Source organism: Ruminococcus sp. RTP21198st1_G1_RTP21198_201120, from assembly GCF_040924265.1.
GTDB lineage: Bacteria > Bacillota > Clostridia > Oscillospirales > Ruminococcaceae > Hominimerdicola > Hominimerdicola aceti.
In genome coordinates this window covers 14,553-33,746 of sequence record NZ_JBCOMH010000021.1, presented here as the reverse complement: position 1 = coordinate 33,746, position 19,194 = coordinate 14,553, and the positions used below count along the sequence as shown (strand labels likewise).

The following is a 19,194-nucleotide window of genomic DNA, read 5'->3' as shown; positions in this document are numbered from 1 at the left end:
CTATCACCTCATTTGACCGTCATCTTCCGTGTAGCCCACAATAAAAAGGCTGTTTTTATTCATAAGCTGATAAATGCTCTCCACCTCTGTCTTGTCCGCCGCTGAATTGTAGCAGTTGTAAACATACAGCCTGCCCTCCTCTTTAACAGCGAAAACCGTGTGGATACCGCTGAAAATATTCAACCCGCTATGGAAAGAAGCTATCACAGGCTTGCCCTCTTCAACAGCCGCCTGAGCCTCATCAGCCTTATAAAATCTCTTGTATCCCACTCCCATTGCCTTAAAAAGACCGCTTATTTTTCTAGGATTAGACCCCAGCGAGCCGTCCGCCGCAATAAGAGCATTCTTTTCAAAATCATAAGCAAGCTTTGCCATGTCAGGCTCAAAGCCCTCGTATGTGAGATAATTATAAGCCGCAATGACCTCACAGCCTACCCCTGCGAACCTGGTTTCGCCAAGCATCAGATCGCACACAGGGGGATTTTCCTGCCCGTATTTCACAAAGCCCTCTATATTTATGCCCTTGTTGTGAGCATAATTTTCCGCAGCCCTGCCGCTGTCAGTTTCCTTATAAGTGTCCTCAAAAAGCCGCCACTTCATATCGTCCTCCGAGCTGTCGCCCTGAATATCGCTCTCATTACCGACCTGCGAGCTTTCGTCAACTTCCATGCTGTCACTATCCACCACAGAGCTTTCCGCAGTAGTGGTAAAAGCCGAATCATTGAGCCTTTCACTGTCCGCCTTGTTTCCGCATGAACTGAGCATTATCCCGAGAAACAGAATGACCGCAAGAATTTTCATCACAGCTCACCCTTGTCCTTGAAGTAGTTTAGCATAAGATCCACCATTCTGCCATAGGACTGCTTGCCATCCTCAACGCCATTGAGCTTCAGAGATTTTTCCATTGCCTTGTCAGATATCTCCCCCACCGCCTCGCTGTCGAAAACAGTGTCCTTAGCCTCGTCAACGCTCCGCCAGTAGTCCCAGTTTGCTTCCATATCAGCCCACACCTCGTCGCAGATAGAGCTGTCAAATTCTATCTTCTTATCGTCAGAAGCATAGTCAAAAATCTTGTTTCTAACCTCGCCAAGCGCCGCCAGATAGCCCGAATAGCGGTAATCAGCATTGTCCGATCTGTCGCACGCCATAAAAGCGATAAAATTCGCCTCGTCCTCCTGAATGTAGCCTTTCGTATGAGCAAGCTCATGACAAATGGTGTCAGGAAGCTTCGCCTTATACATATCCTGATTGTAGTTAGCCTCCATAGAGAACGGGAAATAGATGCCCATAAGGTCCATCTGGCTCATAAAGAACGAGCATTTTATAGCTTTCGGAGTGACATAAAATCCCCCGAGATTTTTAAACTCGCTCCCAAGCCCACGCATGGCCTCCTGAGCCGTCTTGTCAAGGTCAGCGGTCAGCACGAATTTTCCCTCGCTGTCACGCTCCACCTCTTTGCTAAGCGCATTTATCTCCGTAACAAGCTTGTTGCCAAGAGCTTCAAGCTCCGTCCTGGTGTGCTGTTCCGTTGGTATGCCGTTAAGCTCTGCAAAGCTTGAACAATGATAAATAACAAAGCAGTTAAAGGTCTGCACCGTCACCACAAAAGTGACTATCCACATATAAACAAGCCCGAAAATTTTCGCAGTTTTCTTTCTCTTGCCTTTTCTGACTATCACAAGCACCAGCATAGCCACCAGCGAAAGCGGAATACCAAAAACCGCCACCGCAATAAGCAGTTCCCCGAAGGAAAACGGCAACAGCGAAGTGAGCCTGCCATATGTATTTTCCCAAATTGGAAAAACGTGAGCCGTATACCAGTCGCAGAACGCCGTACTTTTCCAGGCGATCACGTTCAGCACCACGCTGACTGCCACAAGGCAAACGCAGGCAATGACCTGCCAAGAGAGATGTTTTTTCTTGCCGTTCTCAGGCATTTTCACACTTTCCGCACTCTTTTTCACCGCTGTATCTGTCACTGCCGCTCACCTCGGTTCATGTATTTTACTCTGCTATCTCAACGCGCCTGTTTACCCGACTTATTATCTGCTTACCTACAAATTATCTTATCGCACAAATCGTGTAGGGGCGAACAGCGTTCGCTCGTCTTGGTCGCCTACATGGTTTGTATAAATTCAAACCTCGTCGCTCCCAAAAACGGGACGTCGAGGGCGCCGTCCCCTACATTTGCCACGCCGCAAAATCGCTCCGCTCGGTATTTACTCTATCAAAGTGACTTGTTCGGTCGGCTATGCCAATTCCTCACTCCTCACTTAAACGGCTTAGAACAATCCGTAGATATTGCCCTCATTATCGCAATCGATATTATAAGCCGCAGGCTTCTTAGGCAGACCAGGCATTGTCATAATATCGCCCGTATAAGCTACCACAAATCCTGCACCGGCTGAAAGCCTTACATCTCTTACTGTTATCTCATAATTCTCAGGCTTGCCAAGCTTTGTCGGGTCGTCAGACAGTGAATACTGCGTCTTAGCCACGCAAACAGGGATATCCCCGAATCCAAGGTCAGTGATCTCCTTTATAGCCTTTTCAGCCTGCTTTGTATAGATCACGCCGTTTGCACGGTATATCTCTTTCGCAAGTATATCAAGCTTATCCTTGATAGGGAGCTTCTCGTCATAAAGTGGCTTGAACTCAGACGGCTTTGTTTCGATAGTCTTGCAAACCTTTTCCGCAAGGTCGATACCGCCCTCAGAGCCTTTTGCAAAAATCTCAGCCAGTGAGAACTCAACGCCCATTTCACCGCAAACTCTCTCGATAACAGCCAGCTCAGCCTCAGTATCAGTATGGAATCTATTTATAGCCACAACTACAGGCACACCGAACTTGTGCATATTCTCAATATGAGTTTTCAGGTTTACGATACCCTTTTCAAGAGCCTCAACATTTTCGTTAGTAAGCTCAGTTTTCGGAACACCACCATTGTATTTCAATGCCCTTACAGTAGCCACCAGAACTACGCAACTTGGTTTAAGACCAGCGTATCTGCACTTGATATCAAAGAATTTCTCAGCGCCAAGGTCAGAGCCGAAGCCAGCCTCAGTGATAGTGTAGTCAGCAAGCTTCAAAGCAAGCTTTGTGGCTCTTACTGAGTTACAGCCGTGAGCGATATTAGCGAATGGACCGCCATGGATAAGAGCAGGATTGTTCTCAAGCGTCTGAACAAGGTTAGGCTTCAAAGCGTCTTTCAGCAAAGCAGTCATAGCACCGCAACCGCCTATATCCTTAGCATAAACAGGCTTTCCGTCAGTTGTGTAAGCAACGAGTATCTTCTCAATTCTAGCCTTAAGGTCAGCCAGATCGGAAGCGAGGCAAAGAATAGCCATTATCTCAGAAGCGACAGTTATCTGGAAAGAATCCTCTCTAGGAATACCATTCACCTTTGAGCCAAGACCGATAACGATATCTCTCAGCGCTCTGTCATTCATGTCAAGGCAGCGCTTGAAAAGTATCCTTCTCTGGTCAATGTGAAGCTCATTTCCCTGCTGCATATGGTTGTCGATAAGGGCGCAGAGCAGGTTGTTAGCCGCAGTTATAGCGTGCATATCTCCCGTGAAGTGCAAATTGATGTCTTCCATAGGAACGACCTGAGCGTATCCACCGCCAGCCGCACCGCCCTTGATACCAAAAACAGGGCCAAGAGAAGGTTCTCTCAGAGCGAGTATAGCTTTCTTACCTATCTTGTTCATAGACTCAGCCAATCCAACGGAAATAGTGGTCTTGCCCTCTCCTGCAGGTGTAGGGTTTATAGCGGTAACAAGAATAAGCTTACCATCTGGATCATTTTTAGTTTTAGCATAAAGCGACTCAGAAAGCTTAGCCTTGTAGTGACCATAAGGCTCATATTCATCTTCTGAGATGCCGAGCTTAGCAGCGACCTCCCCAATTTTGAGCATTTTCGCCTGCTTTGCGATTTCGATATCTGACAGCATTTAGATCAAGTCCTTTCGGAAAAATTTTTAGTATATCGGTAAAGACCCATATAAAATATCATACGCTATGTATTATATCACATATCCGTGATGATTTCAATATTTCATATGTAAACAAACTATATAAACCGACACATTTCCGAACATCGCCCCACAAAAAAGAGCCGCCCCGCATTCCGCAGGACGGCTCAAAATAACTATAAGAATTATTTCTGAATATCGTTATCGTTAAATGGATCTCCACATTCTGGGCAGAACTTAGGAGGATTTTTCGGATCTTCAGGCTCCCAGCCGCACTTGTCACACTTGTAAAGCGGCTCTGATGCAGGCTTTGGCTTTCCGCACTCAGCGCAGAACTTGCCCTTGTTCACTGCTCCGCATGAGCAAGTCCAGCCTACTGGCTGCTCAGGCTTTGGTGAACCGCAGTTTGCACAGAACTTTCCTGTGTTCTCTGTGCCGCATGAACACTTCCAGCTGTCTGCTGCCGGCTTTGGCTCAGGCTTAGGCTGTCCGCAGTTAGCACAGAATTTTCCTGTGTTTTTTGTTCCGCAAGCACAAGTCCAGCCGTTCTCAGGTGCAGCCTGTGTTGGTGCAGCCGCTGGAGCTGCCTGCTGTGGAGCTGCCTGTGCAGCCTGCTGATTCATCATGTTCTGCTGCATCTGCTGCTGATACATTGTTGCGTCCATTGGCTGACCCATCATGCCGCCTGCCATGCCCATGCCCATAAAGCCTGCCATAACACCGTTTGAGTTGCTTGCCGCTGCCTCTCTTGCCTTGTTGATAGACATTCTGTCCATAGCATAGAGCATTGAAGGATCACTTCCAACAGTTTTTGCCTCCTGGAATTTTGCGATTCTCTGCTTTGACTCTTCGTCCACGTTCAGCTCAATAGCAAGGCTTGTTATCTTAACACCCTTTGTAGCCCACTTTTCTTCAAGCTCTGCATTCATTGCTTCAGCAAGCTCATCAGGATAAAGACCAAGCTGATCGTATGGTATTTTCTGAGCGGATATCCTTGTAAGAGCCTTCTGGAACTTAGGTGTCATATCAGCCTTAAGCTGGCCGAGAACTGCCACGCCGTCAGGGCTGTCAACAGTAAGTACCTTATTTACGTTCTGAACAACGTTCTCATAGAAGTTCATAGGGTTTACGATCTGAAGCTCATACTGACCATGACCCTGTGCGTTAAGAGTGAGGTTCATTTCGCCGTCTCTGAAAGGTATCTTGCCGAAGCCTATCTTGTTTCCAGGCAGAGGTCTGAGGTTTATGTAGATAAGACGCATGGTGTTCATAGCCTGACCACCTGCTGTAAATCTTCTGCCTATCTCCTTGATAGAAGCGCCAAGGTCACCCCAGCCGCCGCCAAGAAGTGACGGAGATACAGTTGAATCATACTTATACTGACCCGCTGTTTCCTGTGTACCAATAACAAAATCGTGTACTCTGCCATTCTCGATAAGCAAAGCCGCCTGATTTACCGCAACGTCAAAGCGTGAACCGTTTGAGATAACGCCCTCTGTGCCGTTGTTCACAGTCTTTCCTCTCTTAACAAGAGTAGCCGGCTGGCAGAGTATCTTAGTTGACATATCCTCACATCTGAAGTACTCTACTACCTGATCGGCAAATGTTGAGCCGACTGCTGATGTAAACATCTTAATAAGTCCCATAGTTAAATTCCTTTCGTTGTCTGTATTATTTCACCCCAAGGGGTTTTAAACTTGTCTATCTCAGCATGGATATCCTGCTGACTTTCCATGTGCGCTCTACAGAGCTGTGTATCTCAGAACCGCAGTAAGGACAAACTGAGCCTGCGGTGTCCACAGGTGCTCCACAGAACTGACATATAAGGCTGGCGTTTTCGCCCTCTATCCCCATTGAAAGATAGTATGAATAATCCGCCTCATAAATGTGCTGTGCCTTTATCCCGTTGAGCTTGTATTCAAGAGATACCTGAAACTTTGCCGTTGCAGCGTCATGATCTCTATGATAAGACGCCACCTGCGACTTGTGGATATGTATATCATCATAATGCTTTGGCGTAACCGTTGACAAGTTGTCTTTTGCCATCGTGGCTGCTCTCTGCTTGAACGCTTCGGTACAGTATTCAAGCTGATTCTCGCTTGCTTCTCCGTTTATAACAAGAAAATATTTCATCACAGTGTTTTCCACTATGCTCCTTGCTATATTTTCATCATAGTCAGGAAAATCTCTCTTTATGTTGTTCACCACATTAGGATCAACATAAGTAAACTGCATGGCGTTGTTCTGTCTTTCCTCAGTTGCGTCATTTATGGTCCTTAGCAGGTCGTTGGCACGGCTCAGTTGTCTGCCAATGGTGTTCGATACCGCTTTTTTCACAGAATATATCACCGCTATACCACCGCCTATAGCGACCACTATAACTATTATTTTTATTATAAGTGCCGTTGATATTTCAGGCATTTAGCTGATACCCCCTACTAGAATATTCCCATTATCTGAAGTATAGCTCCGATAATATATCCGCCCACGCCTCCAAGAAGCGAGTAAGCCACAAGCTTTCCCTTGCTTATAGGCAGGTTTCCGATAAATTTACCTGTCTGACCATTCATTGCAAAGAAATAAGGCTTATCCTGATAGGTTGTATACAAAAGCCATGTTGGAAGCATAGCGTATTTAACGTCCTTTATCTCGGTGTGCTTTTCATATGACTGAACGTTTACGCTGTTGTAGTTACAAGTATTTCTAAGTTCGTCACGAGTTGTGTTCTCGATACGTTCTTTAGCCCTAGGCAGGCACTTATCCTTATCCTCGTCATATCTTTCTGCAAGATATCCCGAAAGATAACCTGGGTTGAACGCTGTCATTTCCGAGTAATCAAAAGGCTCGATAGAGTCCATAGCGTCATCGTCAGTCTTTGAAGAAGCATCCACAGGAACAGCTTTGAAATTGAGATTTCCGTTTCTGTAAACTGAATAATACTTTTTCTCTGTGTATCTGTAATTTCCCGAAGTCCATGTTCTTGTGTTTATACCCTCTGCAGTAATAGAGCCTTCGCAGTTTCCTGAATAGAGCCAAAACGGGATATAAACACCCTGCATCTTGTCCACTACCCTATCGCAGTTGAAATCTTTCGGTGTAAGAGGCTTCTTGCTGAATTTTTGGAAAGTGTCCATTACCTGATTTTTCGGCACTTTAAAAGGTATAACATAGTCAGGGGAGAAATTGTCTATTATCTGCTCTCCCATTATTACCGCATTTCCGCAGTAAACGCAAACTGTTGCTGCAGTTGAGCGGTCGGTGATTATCTCCGCTCCGCAGTGTGAGCAGGTATACTTTACAAGGTCATTTCCTACAGTTCCGTCATTTGACATACTGTATTCGTCCTTATCGACCTCTTCATGCTTTTCAACGTTATCCTTGTTGAGTTCCTCCGCCTTTTTAGCGTCACCGCCTGCTTCTTCAAGGTCTTTTAAAGTAAACTGTCCGTCGCAGTATTCACATGCCCAGCAGTTTTTGTCAGCACTCCAGAAAAGCTCCGCTCCGCAGTTAGGGCATTTATAAGAAATATTAACAGCCATTTTCCGTACCCCCTATCAATCGTCTTTTATCTTAGTCTTATCAGTGGTGGTACGCAGATAGGTGTCGTTACGCCCATTGAGTTTAAGATTACTCTTTATGTATTTATCTGCCTTGGTAGCTTTCTGTTTTGTGCGGCTCATTGAAACAAGCACAAAACCTGTTATAAGTCCTCCCGGTATAGCAAAGCACATATTTGTTCCCACGCTCACACTGCTGTCGGCATATGCCATGACAGGGGTGAAAAACAAATTGCAGGAAATAAGTGCAAAGCCTAATGTGCGGTATAGCTTTTTCAACATTTTTTCTCCTCCCAACTCCATATTTTACATAAAAGTAAAATATGTTCACATATATTTATGATAACAGAAAACGCTTTTTATGTCAAGAAATATGTCATACAACGTTCAAAAAAAATTCTTTTTTGTCCATTTAAACATATTTTTATACCTTTCATTGGTGTTTTTAACGATTAACAGCCGTTCTGTCAGGAATCGGCGTTATTCAGCGGTTTTCTGCTCGTCAAGGTCAAAAGATATCAGAGGGTTTGCGTCATTGGCTACCTTAGGCAGAACGCCGTCCCACTTATCGATGGTCTGATACTTTATAAGCTCGTTTGAAAGAGATTCAGAGATAGTCTTGTTGGCTTCTGCCTGAGCTTCAGCCTTGGTCTTTATGGAAGTTGCCTCAGCGTCTGCGGCAATAACCTTTTTCTTAGCCTCCGCCTCAGCTACAACTATAGCCTGCTCCTGCTCGGTCTTTGTTTTCAAAAGATTCTGCTCTGCTACCTGCTTTGCCTCTATGGCTTCATTAAATTCAGATGAGAAATCAAAATTCACAATGTTGAATTTCTCTATCTCGATACCATATTCATCCACCTTTGAAACGAGCTGTGCCTTTATTTCCTCGCCCACCTGCGCTCTGTCAGTGATAAGCTGTTCAGCCGTATATTTTGCACATACCGACTTCATACATTCCTGCACCGTTGGCATAAGGATAACGTTCTCGTAATCTGAGCCGATATTCTTGAAAATGCTTGCAGAAGAAGCCGACTTTATTCGGAAGTTCACCGCTATGGTAGAGTTCACAGTCTGCAAGTCCTTTGAAACTGCGTCAGCGTCAGCCTGATAAACTTGTATCTTGTTTGACACTGTTGTTACACGCTGTGCAAAAGGCACTTTCAGATGCAATCCTTCGTTGAGTGCAGTGTCTGATACCTTGCCGAAGGTCGTCACAACGCCCGTACAGCCTGCCGGAACTATGGACACGGATGATACGACCACTATTATAGCCGCAACTGCCGCCGCACAAATGCCAACGATCTTTCCTGTTTTTCTTGTTGAAATGTCAATGACCTTTTCTTTGCTCATGATTTATTCCTTTCGTATAAAACAAAGTCTTTCGACTTGCCGTCTAACCAAAGGCTTTCTGCCATTTGGTTTAATATGATTATATCATAAGCCTTACAAATTAGCAAAGTCCGACAAAGTTCGGGGAAGTCAGCGGAAGTCAGCAGTGAACAGATTTTTTGATTTAGCTCACTGTATCTCTCGCAATCTCGCCTATTCTCGTTCGTTCAAATCCGCTTGTTATTTATGGGCGAAAAAATTTGGCACAGGTCTATAGCCATATTTCAATATATGTAAAAGCTAATATGTTTATATCATTGCCTGCAAAAAAGGCATAAAAAAATCGGACTCATTTTACTGCGTCCGAATTTTTTATCAATGTATTGATGAAAGAGCGGGCGACCCAAGGCCGCCCCTACAGATAGGTTTGTTAGCTCTTTTTCTTTGCACTGGATTTTACCGCTGTGAAACTCCACACAAGTCCAGCCGCGATCCAGAAGTATGGTGATGAGGTAACAGAACTTATGTTGAAAAATGCCTGTATCAGATAGCAAAGAACCGCCGCTGATACTGCACAGCCTGTCCAGCCGTTTTTGTCTTTCATAAAGCCTGCTACGAGCTTGCACATTTTTACTATAGTCATAATAAGGAATACTATTGTAAGTGCGAAAATGATGAGTCCTCTTGACTGCAAAAGGTCGATATACTCATTATAAGAGCGGTCTATTATAGCACCCGACTCGAATATCGTTCCCCAGTTGTCTGGGCCGGTTCCCCAGATAAGGTTTTGCTCGGCAGTATACATTCCGTCGTCCCACAGATAAGGATATATCCACTGTTCGGTATCATCGCCTCTGCCAGTGCCTGTGATAGAAAGTCTGTCGAAGCTGTCATGGAAGATTATTTTCTCGTCCATAAGTCTGAACTCGTTTGAGGCGAAAAGTCCAGCAAAGATCCCTCCTGCGACTATAAAAGCCACAAGGCAGGCTATAAAAGGTTTCTTATCCTTTGCAAAGCCCGACTTTACAGCGGCAATAATAAGAGATATAACATAAACCGCACCAAGTCCCAAGATAGCAGGGACAACGCAGGCGAGGATATCAGCCGCTGTCATAAGGGCAAGGGAGATAGCATAGAATATCTTTCTTACCTTTTTATCATCATAGAGCATACCGTTAAGCGCAAAGGCAGATATCACTGTAAGCACTGCCGCCAATGCAAAAGGCGTACACAAAAAGCCTGTTGCGATATATTCTTTTGTATAGGTCATACCGCCTGATGAGAAGCCCGAGAATATCTCTTTGAAATAGTTTGGAACTATTTTTGCGGTAGCAGGTATAGCCTGCAAAATTCCCACGATAGCTTCAAATGCGCCTATTCCTACGATAAAGTCTGAAAGCTTTATCCTGCGGTCGTCAGCCGTAACTGTCATTCCTGCGGCAAAAAGTCCCCAATAACCAAGTATGGTGAGCATACCCTCGGAGCGGTCGAGATAGCCGTAGAAAGATGTGAAAATATCCGCTGAAAGCAAGCAAGATATCACCGACAGAAGCACAACCGCAAGTGGTACGATAAGGCTCTTGTTGTCTTTAAGCTCCACCTGCTTTTTCATGTTGGCAATAAGGAAAATGATAAATCCAACAAAGCCGACCGCAAGCACAGCGGCAGATATAAAGAATATAAATTTTTCGTTTAGATAAAGAGTACGGTTGACGCTTTCGTCCATACCGTATTTGATATTCTGTGTGAAATAATACGGAATTGTGATAACGCACAGAACAAGCACAGCAATAATGCTGTAAACTCCGCACAGCTTTTGTGCAGACTCGGCAGACATATTCAGAATAAAATCCGACTTTTCCGAACTGCCGAAAAGGTGCTTTTTACCTTGATTGGTAGTGACCTCTTTTTTCTCTTTTGCTTTTGACATAAAAAATCCCCCAAAAAGCATAGATATTTTATTATTTTATAATTGAAAATTAAAAATACATCGCCGCAGGCGATACCTTAATTCCTCATTCCTCACTCCTAATTCCTCACTAAAAGCGAAGCGGAGTGTGGTGGGGAAATAAAAAAAGCAGGCAAACCCTAAAGTCTGCCCGCTGTTTACACAATTTACTTTGCGTATTCGATAGCTCTGCTCTCACGGATAAGATTGACCTTGATCTGTCCCGGATAATCCATTTCAGTTTCGATCCTCTTAGCGATCTCACGAGCAACGAGCACCATTTTTTCATCGTTGATCTTCTCAGGCTGTACCATGATACGAACCTCACGGCCTGCCTGTATAGCAAAGGATTTCTCAACGCCCTCGTAGGACGTGCAGATCTCCTCAAGCTTCTGGAGCCTCTTGATATAGTTCTCATAGTTCTCGCTTCTTGCTCCCGGTCTAGCGGCGCTTATTGCGTCTGCCGCCTGAACAAGTGCCGCAACAACAGTTCTTGTTTCAACGTCGCCATGGTGAGCCTCGATAGCATGAATAACTTCAGGGCTTTCCTTGTACTTCTTACATACGTCAACACCTATCTGAACGTGCGAGCCTTCTATCTCATAGCTGAGAGCCTTTCCTATATCGTGGAGCAGTCCTGCTCTTCTTGCCAGATTTGCGTCAACGCCAAGCTCTGACGCCATCATTCCTGCAAGGTGAGCGACTTCAATAGAGTGGTTAAGCACGTTCTGTCTATAGCTTGTTCTATAGCGCAGACGTCCAAGAAGCTTAACAAGCTCGTGGTTCACACCGTGAACATTGGTTTCGAGAATAGCTCTCTCGCCCTCCTGCTTGATCTTCAGCTCGACTTCACGCTTAGCCTTTTCTACCATTTCCTCAATGCGTGTAGGGTGTATACGTCCGTCCTGGATAAGCTTTTCAAGTGCGATCCTTGCGACCTCTCTTCTCACCTGATCAAAGCACGAGATGGTGATAGCCTCAGGGGTATCGTCAATGATAAGATCAACGCCTGTGAGAGTTTCGATAGTTCTGATATTTCTTCCCTCACGTCCGATTATCCTGCCCTTCATCTCATCATTAGGCAATGCAACGACTGACACTGCTGATTCAGACACCTGATCGGCAGCACACCTTGAGATAGCAAGCGAGATATACTGTCTAGCCTTAGCCTCACAGTCCTCCTTCACCTGATTTTCAAAGTTTGTGACCCTCACAGCCTTTTCATGCACCAGATCCTCGTCCAGCTTTGAAAGCAGATAATCCTTAGCCTGATCAACAGTGAACTGAGATATCTTTTCAAGCATATCGAGCTGTGACTTCTTGATCCTGTCAGCCTCAGCCACCTTTTCGTCAGCATTTTTCAGCTTGTTCTGGAGAGTTTCTTCCTTTTTCTCCAAATTATCGAGCTTTCTGTCGATAGACTCCTCTTTCTGCTGAACACGTCTTTCCTGTCTGGAAACTTCGATCCTTCTCTCTTTAAGCTCTTTTTCCGTTTCCTGGCGTGACTTGTGGATCTCGTCTTTCGCCTCGATTAATGCCTCTTTTTTCAGAGTTTCAGCGTTTTTCTTTGCGTCGTCAACGATACGCTCTGCTTCCTTTTCCGCAGAGCCTACAGCAGCTTCGGCTGTCTTTTTGCGATAGCTTATACCCTGTTTGAAGCAGATAAATCCGCTCACACCGGCACCAAGAACAAGAGCAACTACACATAGTAGAATAGCAATACCTGGTTCCATGTATAGCTTTCCTCCTTCTTAGAAAGTATGGATATCCATATTTTGTGCGTAAAAAACGCATGAAAAAAAGATATCCACCTGATATTAAATTGTAAAGATACAAAATTGCAAAATTTATTTTATAAAAAACATCAGAATAATACAAAAAACTATACTTCATCTTTCAGTTATATAAAAATTATAATGCACAATATTATTGTATAATAAAACTTCTCTGTTGTCAAGAATTTTTTTAGTTAAATCCACAAAATTATATATTTTCTAACAAACCCCTTGACAAGCGGGTGAAGAGGTGTTAAAATGTTAACTGAAGTAAAAGATAAAGTCTTTTGCAGTTATACTTGAAAGCTTTGACGGGGAAGCCCCTCGGCGAAAGGTCTTTTCAGAGAGCGCCGCACGTTTTTATACGAGCTGTGAGCGGTGCAGGACTATGCAGAGTGAGGATACCGCCCCTGAGTGCGTTTAATACACGCCGCAGGCTCAGCGTTAAAGGAGCAACTAATGAGTTGTGCAGGAAACTGCGCATGAAGTTGGGTGGAACCACGATATCATCGTCCCATAGGATATTTGTGTCCTATGGGACTTTTTTGTTATGTAAGAGGGTGATGATACTATGAAAGACAGGAAAGCCATGAAAACAAGGCGTATCCTTGCGATCATTTGCTATACCATTGGGTTTTGCGCTTATGGTGCAGCGGGATATGTTTGCTGGTTATCATGGAGCGGGACTATATCCGACAAGCAAGGGTTTCTCACCTTTCTGCCCATATGGATAGTATCATACTGGTTCAACACATTTTTCTCTCAGCTTGTTTGCAGGGTGAAAAAAGACGGCTCCAGACAATGGGCTATCAAAAAAAGGGCAAGGCACGTTTTGAGCGACATTTCAACGGTGCTGAGCGTAGTGCTTCTTTGCTTCTGGATATATGTGTATGTTTCGCAGTATACAGAACTGCTGAACTTCAAATAATATGCCTGTAGGGGTGACCTGAGGTCGCCCGAATTATAAAAGACCATACGCAAGAAAACGCAGGGTGATATGCGGGCGAACGCTGTTCGCCCCTACAATGGACGAATTTCAAATAAAAAAGACGTGTAATTTACACGTTATAATAAAGAATTACAATATTATATAAATCGGAGGAATCAAAAATGATCAAGCTGAAATTAAAAGACGGCTCTGTCCGTGAGATCGAAACGGCAATGCCTGCAAGCGAGATAATCAAGGATATCGGCATGGGACTTTACAAGGCTGCCTGCTGCGTAAAGCTGGACGGCGAAGTTTTCGACATGAGAACTGTCGTTGACCATGACTGCCATTTTGAGGTCATGACTTTTGACTCAAAGGCTGGTAAGGAAACTTTCTGGCACACAGCTTCTCACCTTATGGCACAGGCTGTAAAAAATCTTTATCCTGAGGCAAAGCTTGCAAGAGGCCCTGCTACAGACACAGGCTTCTACTATGATTTTGAGGTAGAAAAGCCTTTTACGCCTGCTGACCTTGAAAAGATACAGGCTGAAATGAAGAAGCTTGCGAAAGAGGGCTATGCTTTGGAGCGTTTCGAGCTTTCTGCTGACGAGGCTATAAAGCTCATGGAGGAAAGACACGAAGATTACAAGGTAGAGCTTATCCACAAGCATGACGATAAGGGCGAAAAGCTTTCATTCTACAAGCAGGGTGATTTTGTTGACCTTTGCGCAGGTCCGCACATAATGAGCGTTGCACCTATCAAGGCTGTTAAGCTTCTTTCATGCACAGGTGCATACTGGGGCAAGGCAGAGGACGGCAAGCAGCTCTCAAGAATTTACGGAACTGCATTCCCTAAGGCTTCAATGCTCGATGAGTTCCTTAAACAGCAGGAGGAAGCTAAGCTTCGTGACCACAACAAGATAGGCAGAGAGCTTGAATATTTCACAACTGTTGATTGTATCGGTCAGGGACTTCCTGTTATGCTTCCAAAGGGCGCAAGAGTTATCCAGCTTCTCCAGCGTTGGGTAGAAGATGTGGAGCAGGCAAAGGGCTGTCTGCTTACAAAGACTCCGCTTTTCGCAAAGAGAGATCTTTATAAGATATCAGGTCACTGGGATCACTATCTTGACGGAATGTTCATTCTTGGCGACCCATATGACGAGGAAAAAGAGTGCTTTGCACTTCGTCCGATGACTTGTCCGTTCCAGTATCAGGTATTTCTTAACAGACAGCGTTCATACAGAGAGCTTCCAATGAGATTGACAGAGACTTCTACGCTGTTCAGAAACGAGGACAGCGGTGAGATGCACGGTCTTATCAGAGTAAGACAGTTCACTATCTCTGAGGGTCACTACATTCTCAGACCTGACCAGCTTGAAGAGGAGTTCAAGGGCTGTTTGGAGCTTGCTAAGTATTTCCTTGACACTGTTGGTCTGCTTGATGACTGCACATTCAGATTCTCACAATGGGATCCTGCTAACCCTAAGAACAAGTATGAGGGTACGGCTGAGCAGTGGGAGCACGCACAGGCTGCAATGAAAACTATTCTTGACGACCTTGGCGTTGATTACGATATCGGTATCGACGAGGCTGCGTTCTATGGTCCAAAGCTTGACATTCAGTACAAGAACGTTTACGGCAAGGAAGACACGCTTGTTACTATCCAGATAGATATGCTTTTGGCTGAAAGATTTGGTATGTACTATGTTGACAAGGACGGTCAGAAGAAGCTTCCTTACATCATTCACAGAACTTCACTTGGCTGCTTTGAAAGAACACTTGCTTATATGCTTGAGCATTTCAACGGCGTTCTTCCTCTGTGGCTCGCTCCTGAGCAGGTAAGACTTCTTCCTATCAAGGAGGGTCATGCTGAATACGCTCAGAAGATAGCTGACAGAATGACGGCTATGGGCATGAGAGTTACTGTTGACAACAGAGATGAGAACATTGGTACTAAGATCAAGGCTGCAAGACTTGAGAGGATTCCTTATATGCTCATCATTGGCGACAACGAGGTAAACAGCAACACTGTTACTGTTCGTTCAAGAAAAGAGGGCGAGCTTCCTGCAATGCCTGTTGACGAGCTTATCGCTAAGCTTGATGAGGAGATAAAGACTAAGGCTAAGTAATCGGCTTTGTTATACAGACGTTTTATGCGATACCGCACAGGGGGAGTTTCTCTTGTGCGGCGTTGCCGTTTATAAAATATGGGGCGGACAGGATAAAATCCGCTTCGGGAAAGAGGTAATAGATGAAATCAGATATGATCTGGACGCTTGTGGCATTTGCATTCTATTTGGCAGGAATGCTTCTCATAGGTGCTGCATATATGAAGAAAACAAAAAGCTCCGAGGACTTTTTCCTTGGTGGCAGAGGACTTAACGGCTGGGTAGCGGCACTTTCTGCTCAGGCTTCTGATATGTCAGGCTGGATGCTCATGGGTCTGCCTGGCGCTGTTTACGCATTCGGAACGGGGCAGATATGGATAGCTGTAGGTCTGCTTATCGGCACTATACTTAACTGGGCGATAGTTTCGGGCAGACTGAGAAGATACACTATAAGAGCGAACAACTCCTTGACGCTTCCTAAGTATCTTGAAAACAGATTTGAGGACAAGCACAAGATAATGCTTTTGGTATCGTCGGTGGCAATCGTCATATTCTTCCTTGTTTACACAGCGTCTGCTCTTTCGGCAGGCGGAAAGCTTTTCAACTCTATATTCGGTATCGACTACAAGATATGTCTTACTATCGGTGCGGTAGTAATTTTGGGATACACTTTCATGGGTGGATTTATGGCAGTATGTGTAACGGACTTTGTTCAGGGTCTGCTCATGCTGGCAGGAGTTGTGACTATACCTATCATCGCATTTTTCCTTGTTGGAGCAGGAAACGTTATGGACAACATCACCGCAAGCGGTGTTGAGGCACATCATTATCTTAACATATTCAATGATGAAAAGGGTCAGACCCTTTCAGCCATCGACATAATCTCTCAGCTCGGTTGGGCGCTTGGTTATTTCGGTATGCCGCACATTCTGGTAAGATTCATGGCTATAAGCTCTGAAAAAGAGGTAAAAAAGTCAAGAGTCATAGGCTGTGTATGGTGTGCTATATCACTTTGCTTCGCTTGCTTTATAGCTATCGTGGGCAGGGCTTATCTTGTGCCTGCACTTGCAAACAACAAGTCTGAGAATGTTTTCATCGAGATGATACAGAAGGTATTCAACTCCGATATCGGTCTGCCATTCGTCGGCGGAATTTTCCTTTGCGGAATACTGGCTGCCATAATGTCAACGGCTGATTCGCAGCTTCTTGTAACTGCCTCATCGGTATCGGAGGATATTTACCACTCATGTATTGCACCTAAGGCGGAGAGCAAGAAAGTCCTGCTTGTGAGCAGGATAACGGTTCTTGCTGTAGCGGTAGTAGCATACATAATAGCACTTGACCCTAACAGCAGTATAATGGGTCTTGTTTCAAACGCATGGGCAGGACTTGGAGCTTCGTTTGGTCCGATAATACTTATGTCCCTTTATTGGAGGAGAACAAACCTCGCAGGTGCGGCGGCAGGCGTTGCCAGCGGTGCGTTGTCGGTAATAATATGGGATTACATACCGCTTATAAACGGACAGACTTTAGGTGACAGGACCGGGCTTTACTCATTGGTAGTAGGTTTTGCGGTAAGTCTTATACTTATCATTATTGTGAGCCTTTGCACAAAGAAGCCGTCCGAGGAAATGCTGAAGGCATTTGATGATGTTAAGAACGGTGTGAACTGCGGTTGTGATGACAATGCGGAGAGGGCTTAGGTTCAGGTGACATAAATGTGGATAATAAAAAAACACGGTGAGTTTATCGCCGTGTTTTTTATTGTGTTAGGTTGTACTAGAATACGGGTTGCTAAGTGGATTCTTATAATTTGCTATTTTCTTAGCCGTTATATTCTTCTAGATTTTTGCACTTGAATTTTGTGAACGTAGCTTTTCCGCCTTTATCCTCGCTCTTCTGTGCATACAATCCTATAACCACGCCTGTGAAATTACCTGCAAGCTCAGTAGACAAAAACTTCGTTTGTGCTCCGCCCAAGTCTATATCTCCCGAATGCGTTTTCGCCGAGAAATTGTATGTAAAGTTGGAGGCATTACAGCAAAGCATAGCCGAGCTTTCTCCCTGCGGCAATACTATGACATGATCCTCATGGCGAATATCGCCTATGCAAAGTCTGCGGAACAGCTCGACACCTTTATCCGTGCGTCTTAATGCTATCTCATAATGCTGATCGGGGGTCATGTAGAACACCAATCCTGCTTCGCCCTCGGTTATCTCGACTTTGCACTCCACTGATAAATTCATTTCTTTTTGTCTTATGCAGACAAAAGCTGGCGAGCCGTCTGCCTCAAAGATCGTATGCTCGTTAGGGGTAAGCTCAAAACGGTGATCATCAAGATAATAAAGCCCCATGTCAGGGTTTTGCATAAAGCACCACTCACGTCCGACTTTGGTATTCTCAAAAGTGTATTCCTTCCAAAACTCCTGCCTGATATCCCTGAGTTTGTCAGTTTCGACTTCCTTGCGAGTTGTGCCATTATCGCCCATTGTGAACCAGCCGTTCTCGTCGAAAGTCACTGGTACGAGATAGACTTCTCTGCCTGTAATGTGGTGCATCACCCACATATTTATCATTCTGAACGCAAGGTGGACGCACCAGAAGTTGCCGTTTTCGTCCTCCACAAGATCACCGTGACCGCACCCTTGTATCTCGTATCCACCGAGATTTCTGTTTGTGAGGACTGGGTTGTGAGGATAATTCTCAAAAGGACCGTAAGGGGTCTTGCCCTTGGCGTAGACTATCATATGACCGTATTCCGTACCGCCCTCAGCCGCCATAAGGTAGTATTCGCCCTTTATTTTGTAGAGGTGTGGGCTTTCAAGGAAACGTCCGCCTGCACCTGTCCATATGGTCTTGCTTGGCGTGAGCTTTTTGCCTGTTTCGATATCTATTTCGCACTGTGTAACGCCATGGTTGCCCTCATCGTCTTCACCATTGGACATAAAGTAGGCTTTGCCATTCTCAAAATACAGTGACGGGTCGATACCGCCCTGCTGAACATAAACAGGCTCAGACCATTCACCGTGGATATCGTCAGTATAGACATAGAAGTTTCCGCCATTTGTGACGTTAGTCGTTACCATGTAAAATCTGCCGTTATTGTATCTGATAGTTGGGGCATAGATGCCGCCCCAAGAGCCTGCGCCCTCCAATGGGAGCTGACTTTTTCTTGTGAGAACATGACCTATCTGCTTCCAGTTCACAAGGTCGTCGCTTTCATATAGAGGAACGCCCGGAAAAAACTGAAAAGAGCTGCAAACAAGATAATATTTGCCCTCAGCCTTACAGATGCTAGGGTCAGGATAAAAGCCTGATATGACCGGATTTATGTACTTCATATTGTGACCTCCGTTTATATTATACAGACATTATAATCTATTTCAGATGGCTTTTCAATATCTTCTCGTGCAGGATCGGTGAATTTTTGTGCAAATGAAAAACAAATTTCACTTTACGATCTTTGCGTTTGGGTAAAGCGATCAATTGATACGGATATCTAAGTGGGATAGTAGCTTTGACGGGAGAACGATGTTCGCCCCTACAGTTTTTTGCTGGGATATATGTAAATTTA

The 19,194-nt window shown here is 44.8% G+C and carries 14 protein-coding genes; 3 read left to right on the top strand and 11 right to left on the bottom strand.

The genetic code is table 11. The features are described 5' to 3' along the window. Positions 1-3 precede the first annotated feature (3 nt). The 10 genes from AB5627_RS12625 to rny all read right to left on the bottom strand — a co-directional run bounded on the left by AB5627_RS12625 (position 4) and on the right by rny (position 12,541). Positions 4-801, bottom strand: a complete 798-nt coding sequence (locus AB5627_RS12625) for a hypothetical protein (RefSeq protein ID WP_022287995.1) — start codon at positions 799-801, stop codon at positions 4-6. After that, positions 801-1,979, bottom strand: a complete 1,179-nt coding sequence (locus AB5627_RS12620) for a DUF3810 domain-containing protein (protein ID WP_265290909.1) — start codon at positions 1,977-1,979, stop codon at positions 801-803. Before AB5627_RS12620 ends, AB5627_RS12625 begins: the two co-directional genes overlap by 1 nt. Before the next feature lie 303 nt (positions 1,980-2,282). Further along, positions 2,283-3,953, bottom strand: a complete 1,671-nt coding sequence (locus AB5627_RS12615) for a formate--tetrahydrofolate ligase (protein WP_022287997.1) — start codon at positions 3,951-3,953, stop codon at positions 2,283-2,285. 206 nt (positions 3,954-4,159) lie between these two features. After that, a complete protein-coding gene (locus tag AB5627_RS12610; RefSeq protein WP_022287998.1) occupies positions 4,160-5,620 on the bottom strand; it encodes an SPFH domain-containing protein in 1,461 nt (486 codons plus the stop codon). Between the two features lie 55 nt (positions 5,621-5,675). Next, the gene (locus tag AB5627_RS12605; protein WP_195220418.1) at positions 5,676-6,395 is read right to left on the bottom strand and encodes a hypothetical protein; all 720 of its coding nucleotides are present in this window, start codon (positions 6,393-6,395) and stop codon (positions 5,676-5,678) included. 17 nt (positions 6,396-6,412) lie between these two features. Beyond that, positions 6,413-7,513, bottom strand: a complete 1,101-nt coding sequence (locus AB5627_RS12600) for a hypothetical protein (protein WP_038670692.1) — start codon at positions 7,511-7,513, stop codon at positions 6,413-6,415. Positions 7,514-7,528: 15 nt separating this feature from the next. Next, the gene (locus tag AB5627_RS12595; RefSeq protein ID WP_038670690.1) at positions 7,529-7,813 is read right to left on the bottom strand and encodes a hypothetical protein; all 285 of its coding nucleotides are present in this window, start codon (positions 7,811-7,813) and stop codon (positions 7,529-7,531) included. Positions 7,814-8,011: 198 nt separating this feature from the next. Next, complete coding sequence (locus AB5627_RS12590) at positions 8,012-8,881, bottom strand: prohibitin family protein (RefSeq protein WP_117891239.1); 870 nt, start codon at positions 8,879-8,881, stop codon at positions 8,012-8,014. A gap of 409 nt (positions 8,882-9,290) precedes the next feature. Further along, positions 9,291-10,790, bottom strand: coding sequence for an O-antigen ligase (locus AB5627_RS12585; protein ID WP_117957745.1), 1,500 nt, complete (start codon positions 10,788-10,790; stop codon positions 9,291-9,293). A 185-nt stretch (positions 10,791-10,975) separates the two neighbouring features. After that, entirely contained in the window at positions 10,976-12,541 is a 1,566-nt protein-coding gene (gene rny, locus AB5627_RS12580) for a ribonuclease Y (protein WP_022288004.1), read from the bottom strand. Between the two features lie 613 nt (positions 12,542-13,154). Here rny and AB5627_RS12575 point away from each other — a divergent pair. From AB5627_RS12575 to putP, 3 genes are all read left to right on the top strand, one after another. Further along, positions 13,155-13,511 carry a hypothetical protein gene (locus AB5627_RS12575; protein WP_195551823.1) on the top strand — a complete coding sequence of 119 codons (357 nt, stop codon included), beginning with the start codon at positions 13,155-13,157 and terminating at the stop codon, positions 13,509-13,511. A 182-nt stretch (positions 13,512-13,693) separates the two neighbouring features. After that, positions 13,694-15,640, top strand: coding sequence for a threonine--tRNA ligase (gene thrS / locus AB5627_RS12570; RefSeq protein ID WP_022288006.1), 1,947 nt, complete (start codon positions 13,694-13,696; stop codon positions 15,638-15,640). 122 nt (positions 15,641-15,762) lie between these two features. Next, the gene (gene putP, locus AB5627_RS12565) at positions 15,763-17,322 is read left to right on the top strand and encodes a sodium/proline symporter PutP (RefSeq protein ID WP_265290908.1); all 1,560 of its coding nucleotides are present in this window, start codon (positions 15,763-15,765) and stop codon (positions 17,320-17,322) included. Positions 17,323-17,443: 121 nt separating this feature from the next. Here the strand turns inward: putP and AB5627_RS12560 are convergent, their stop codons facing one another. After that, positions 17,444-18,961, bottom strand: coding sequence for a family 43 glycosylhydrolase (locus tag AB5627_RS12560; RefSeq protein WP_368369877.1), 1,518 nt, complete (start codon positions 18,959-18,961; stop codon positions 17,444-17,446). Positions 18,962-19,194 lie beyond the last annotated feature (233 nt).

Excerpts from the sequence above, each read along its gene's own strand:
- AB5627_RS12625 (WP_022287995.1), bottom strand. The coding sequence starts at position 801 with ATGAAAATTCTTGCGGTCATTCTGTTTCTCGGGATAATGCTCAGTTCA.
- AB5627_RS12615 (WP_022287997.1), bottom strand. The coding sequence starts at position 3,953 with ATGCTGTCAGATATCGAAATCGCAAAGCAGGCGAAAATGCTCAAAATT.
- AB5627_RS12610 (WP_022287998.1), bottom strand. The coding sequence starts at position 5,620 with ATGGGACTTATTAAGATGTTTACATCAGCAGTCGGCTCAACATTTGCC.
- AB5627_RS12605 (WP_195220418.1), bottom strand. The coding sequence starts at position 6,395 with ATGCCTGAAATATCAACGGCACTTATAATAAAAATAATAGTTATAGTG.
- AB5627_RS12600 (WP_038670692.1), bottom strand. The coding sequence starts at position 7,513 with ATGGCTGTTAATATTTCTTATAAATGCCCTAACTGCGGAGCGGAGCTT.
- AB5627_RS12595 (WP_038670690.1), bottom strand. The coding sequence starts at position 7,813 with ATGTTGAAAAAGCTATACCGCACATTAGGCTTTGCACTTATTTCCTGC.
- AB5627_RS12590 (WP_117891239.1), bottom strand. The coding sequence starts at position 8,881 with ATGAGCAAAGAAAAGGTCATTGACATTTCAACAAGAAAAACAGGAAAG.
- AB5627_RS12585 (WP_117957745.1), bottom strand. The coding sequence starts at position 10,790 with ATGTCAAAAGCAAAAGAGAAAAAAGAGGTCACTACCAATCAAGGTAAA.
- rny (WP_022288004.1), bottom strand. The coding sequence starts at position 12,541 with ATGGAACCAGGTATTGCTATTCTACTATGTGTAGTTGCTCTTGTTCTT.
- AB5627_RS12575 (WP_195551823.1), top strand. The coding sequence starts at position 13,155 with ATGAAAGACAGGAAAGCCATGAAAACAAGGCGTATCCTTGCGATCATT.
- thrS (WP_022288006.1), top strand. The coding sequence starts at position 13,694 with ATGATCAAGCTGAAATTAAAAGACGGCTCTGTCCGTGAGATCGAAACG.
- putP (WP_265290908.1), top strand. The coding sequence starts at position 15,763 with ATGAAATCAGATATGATCTGGACGCTTGTGGCATTTGCATTCTATTTG.
- AB5627_RS12560 (WP_368369877.1), bottom strand. The coding sequence starts at position 18,961 with ATGAAGTACATAAATCCGGTCATATCAGGCTTTTATCCTGACCCTAGC.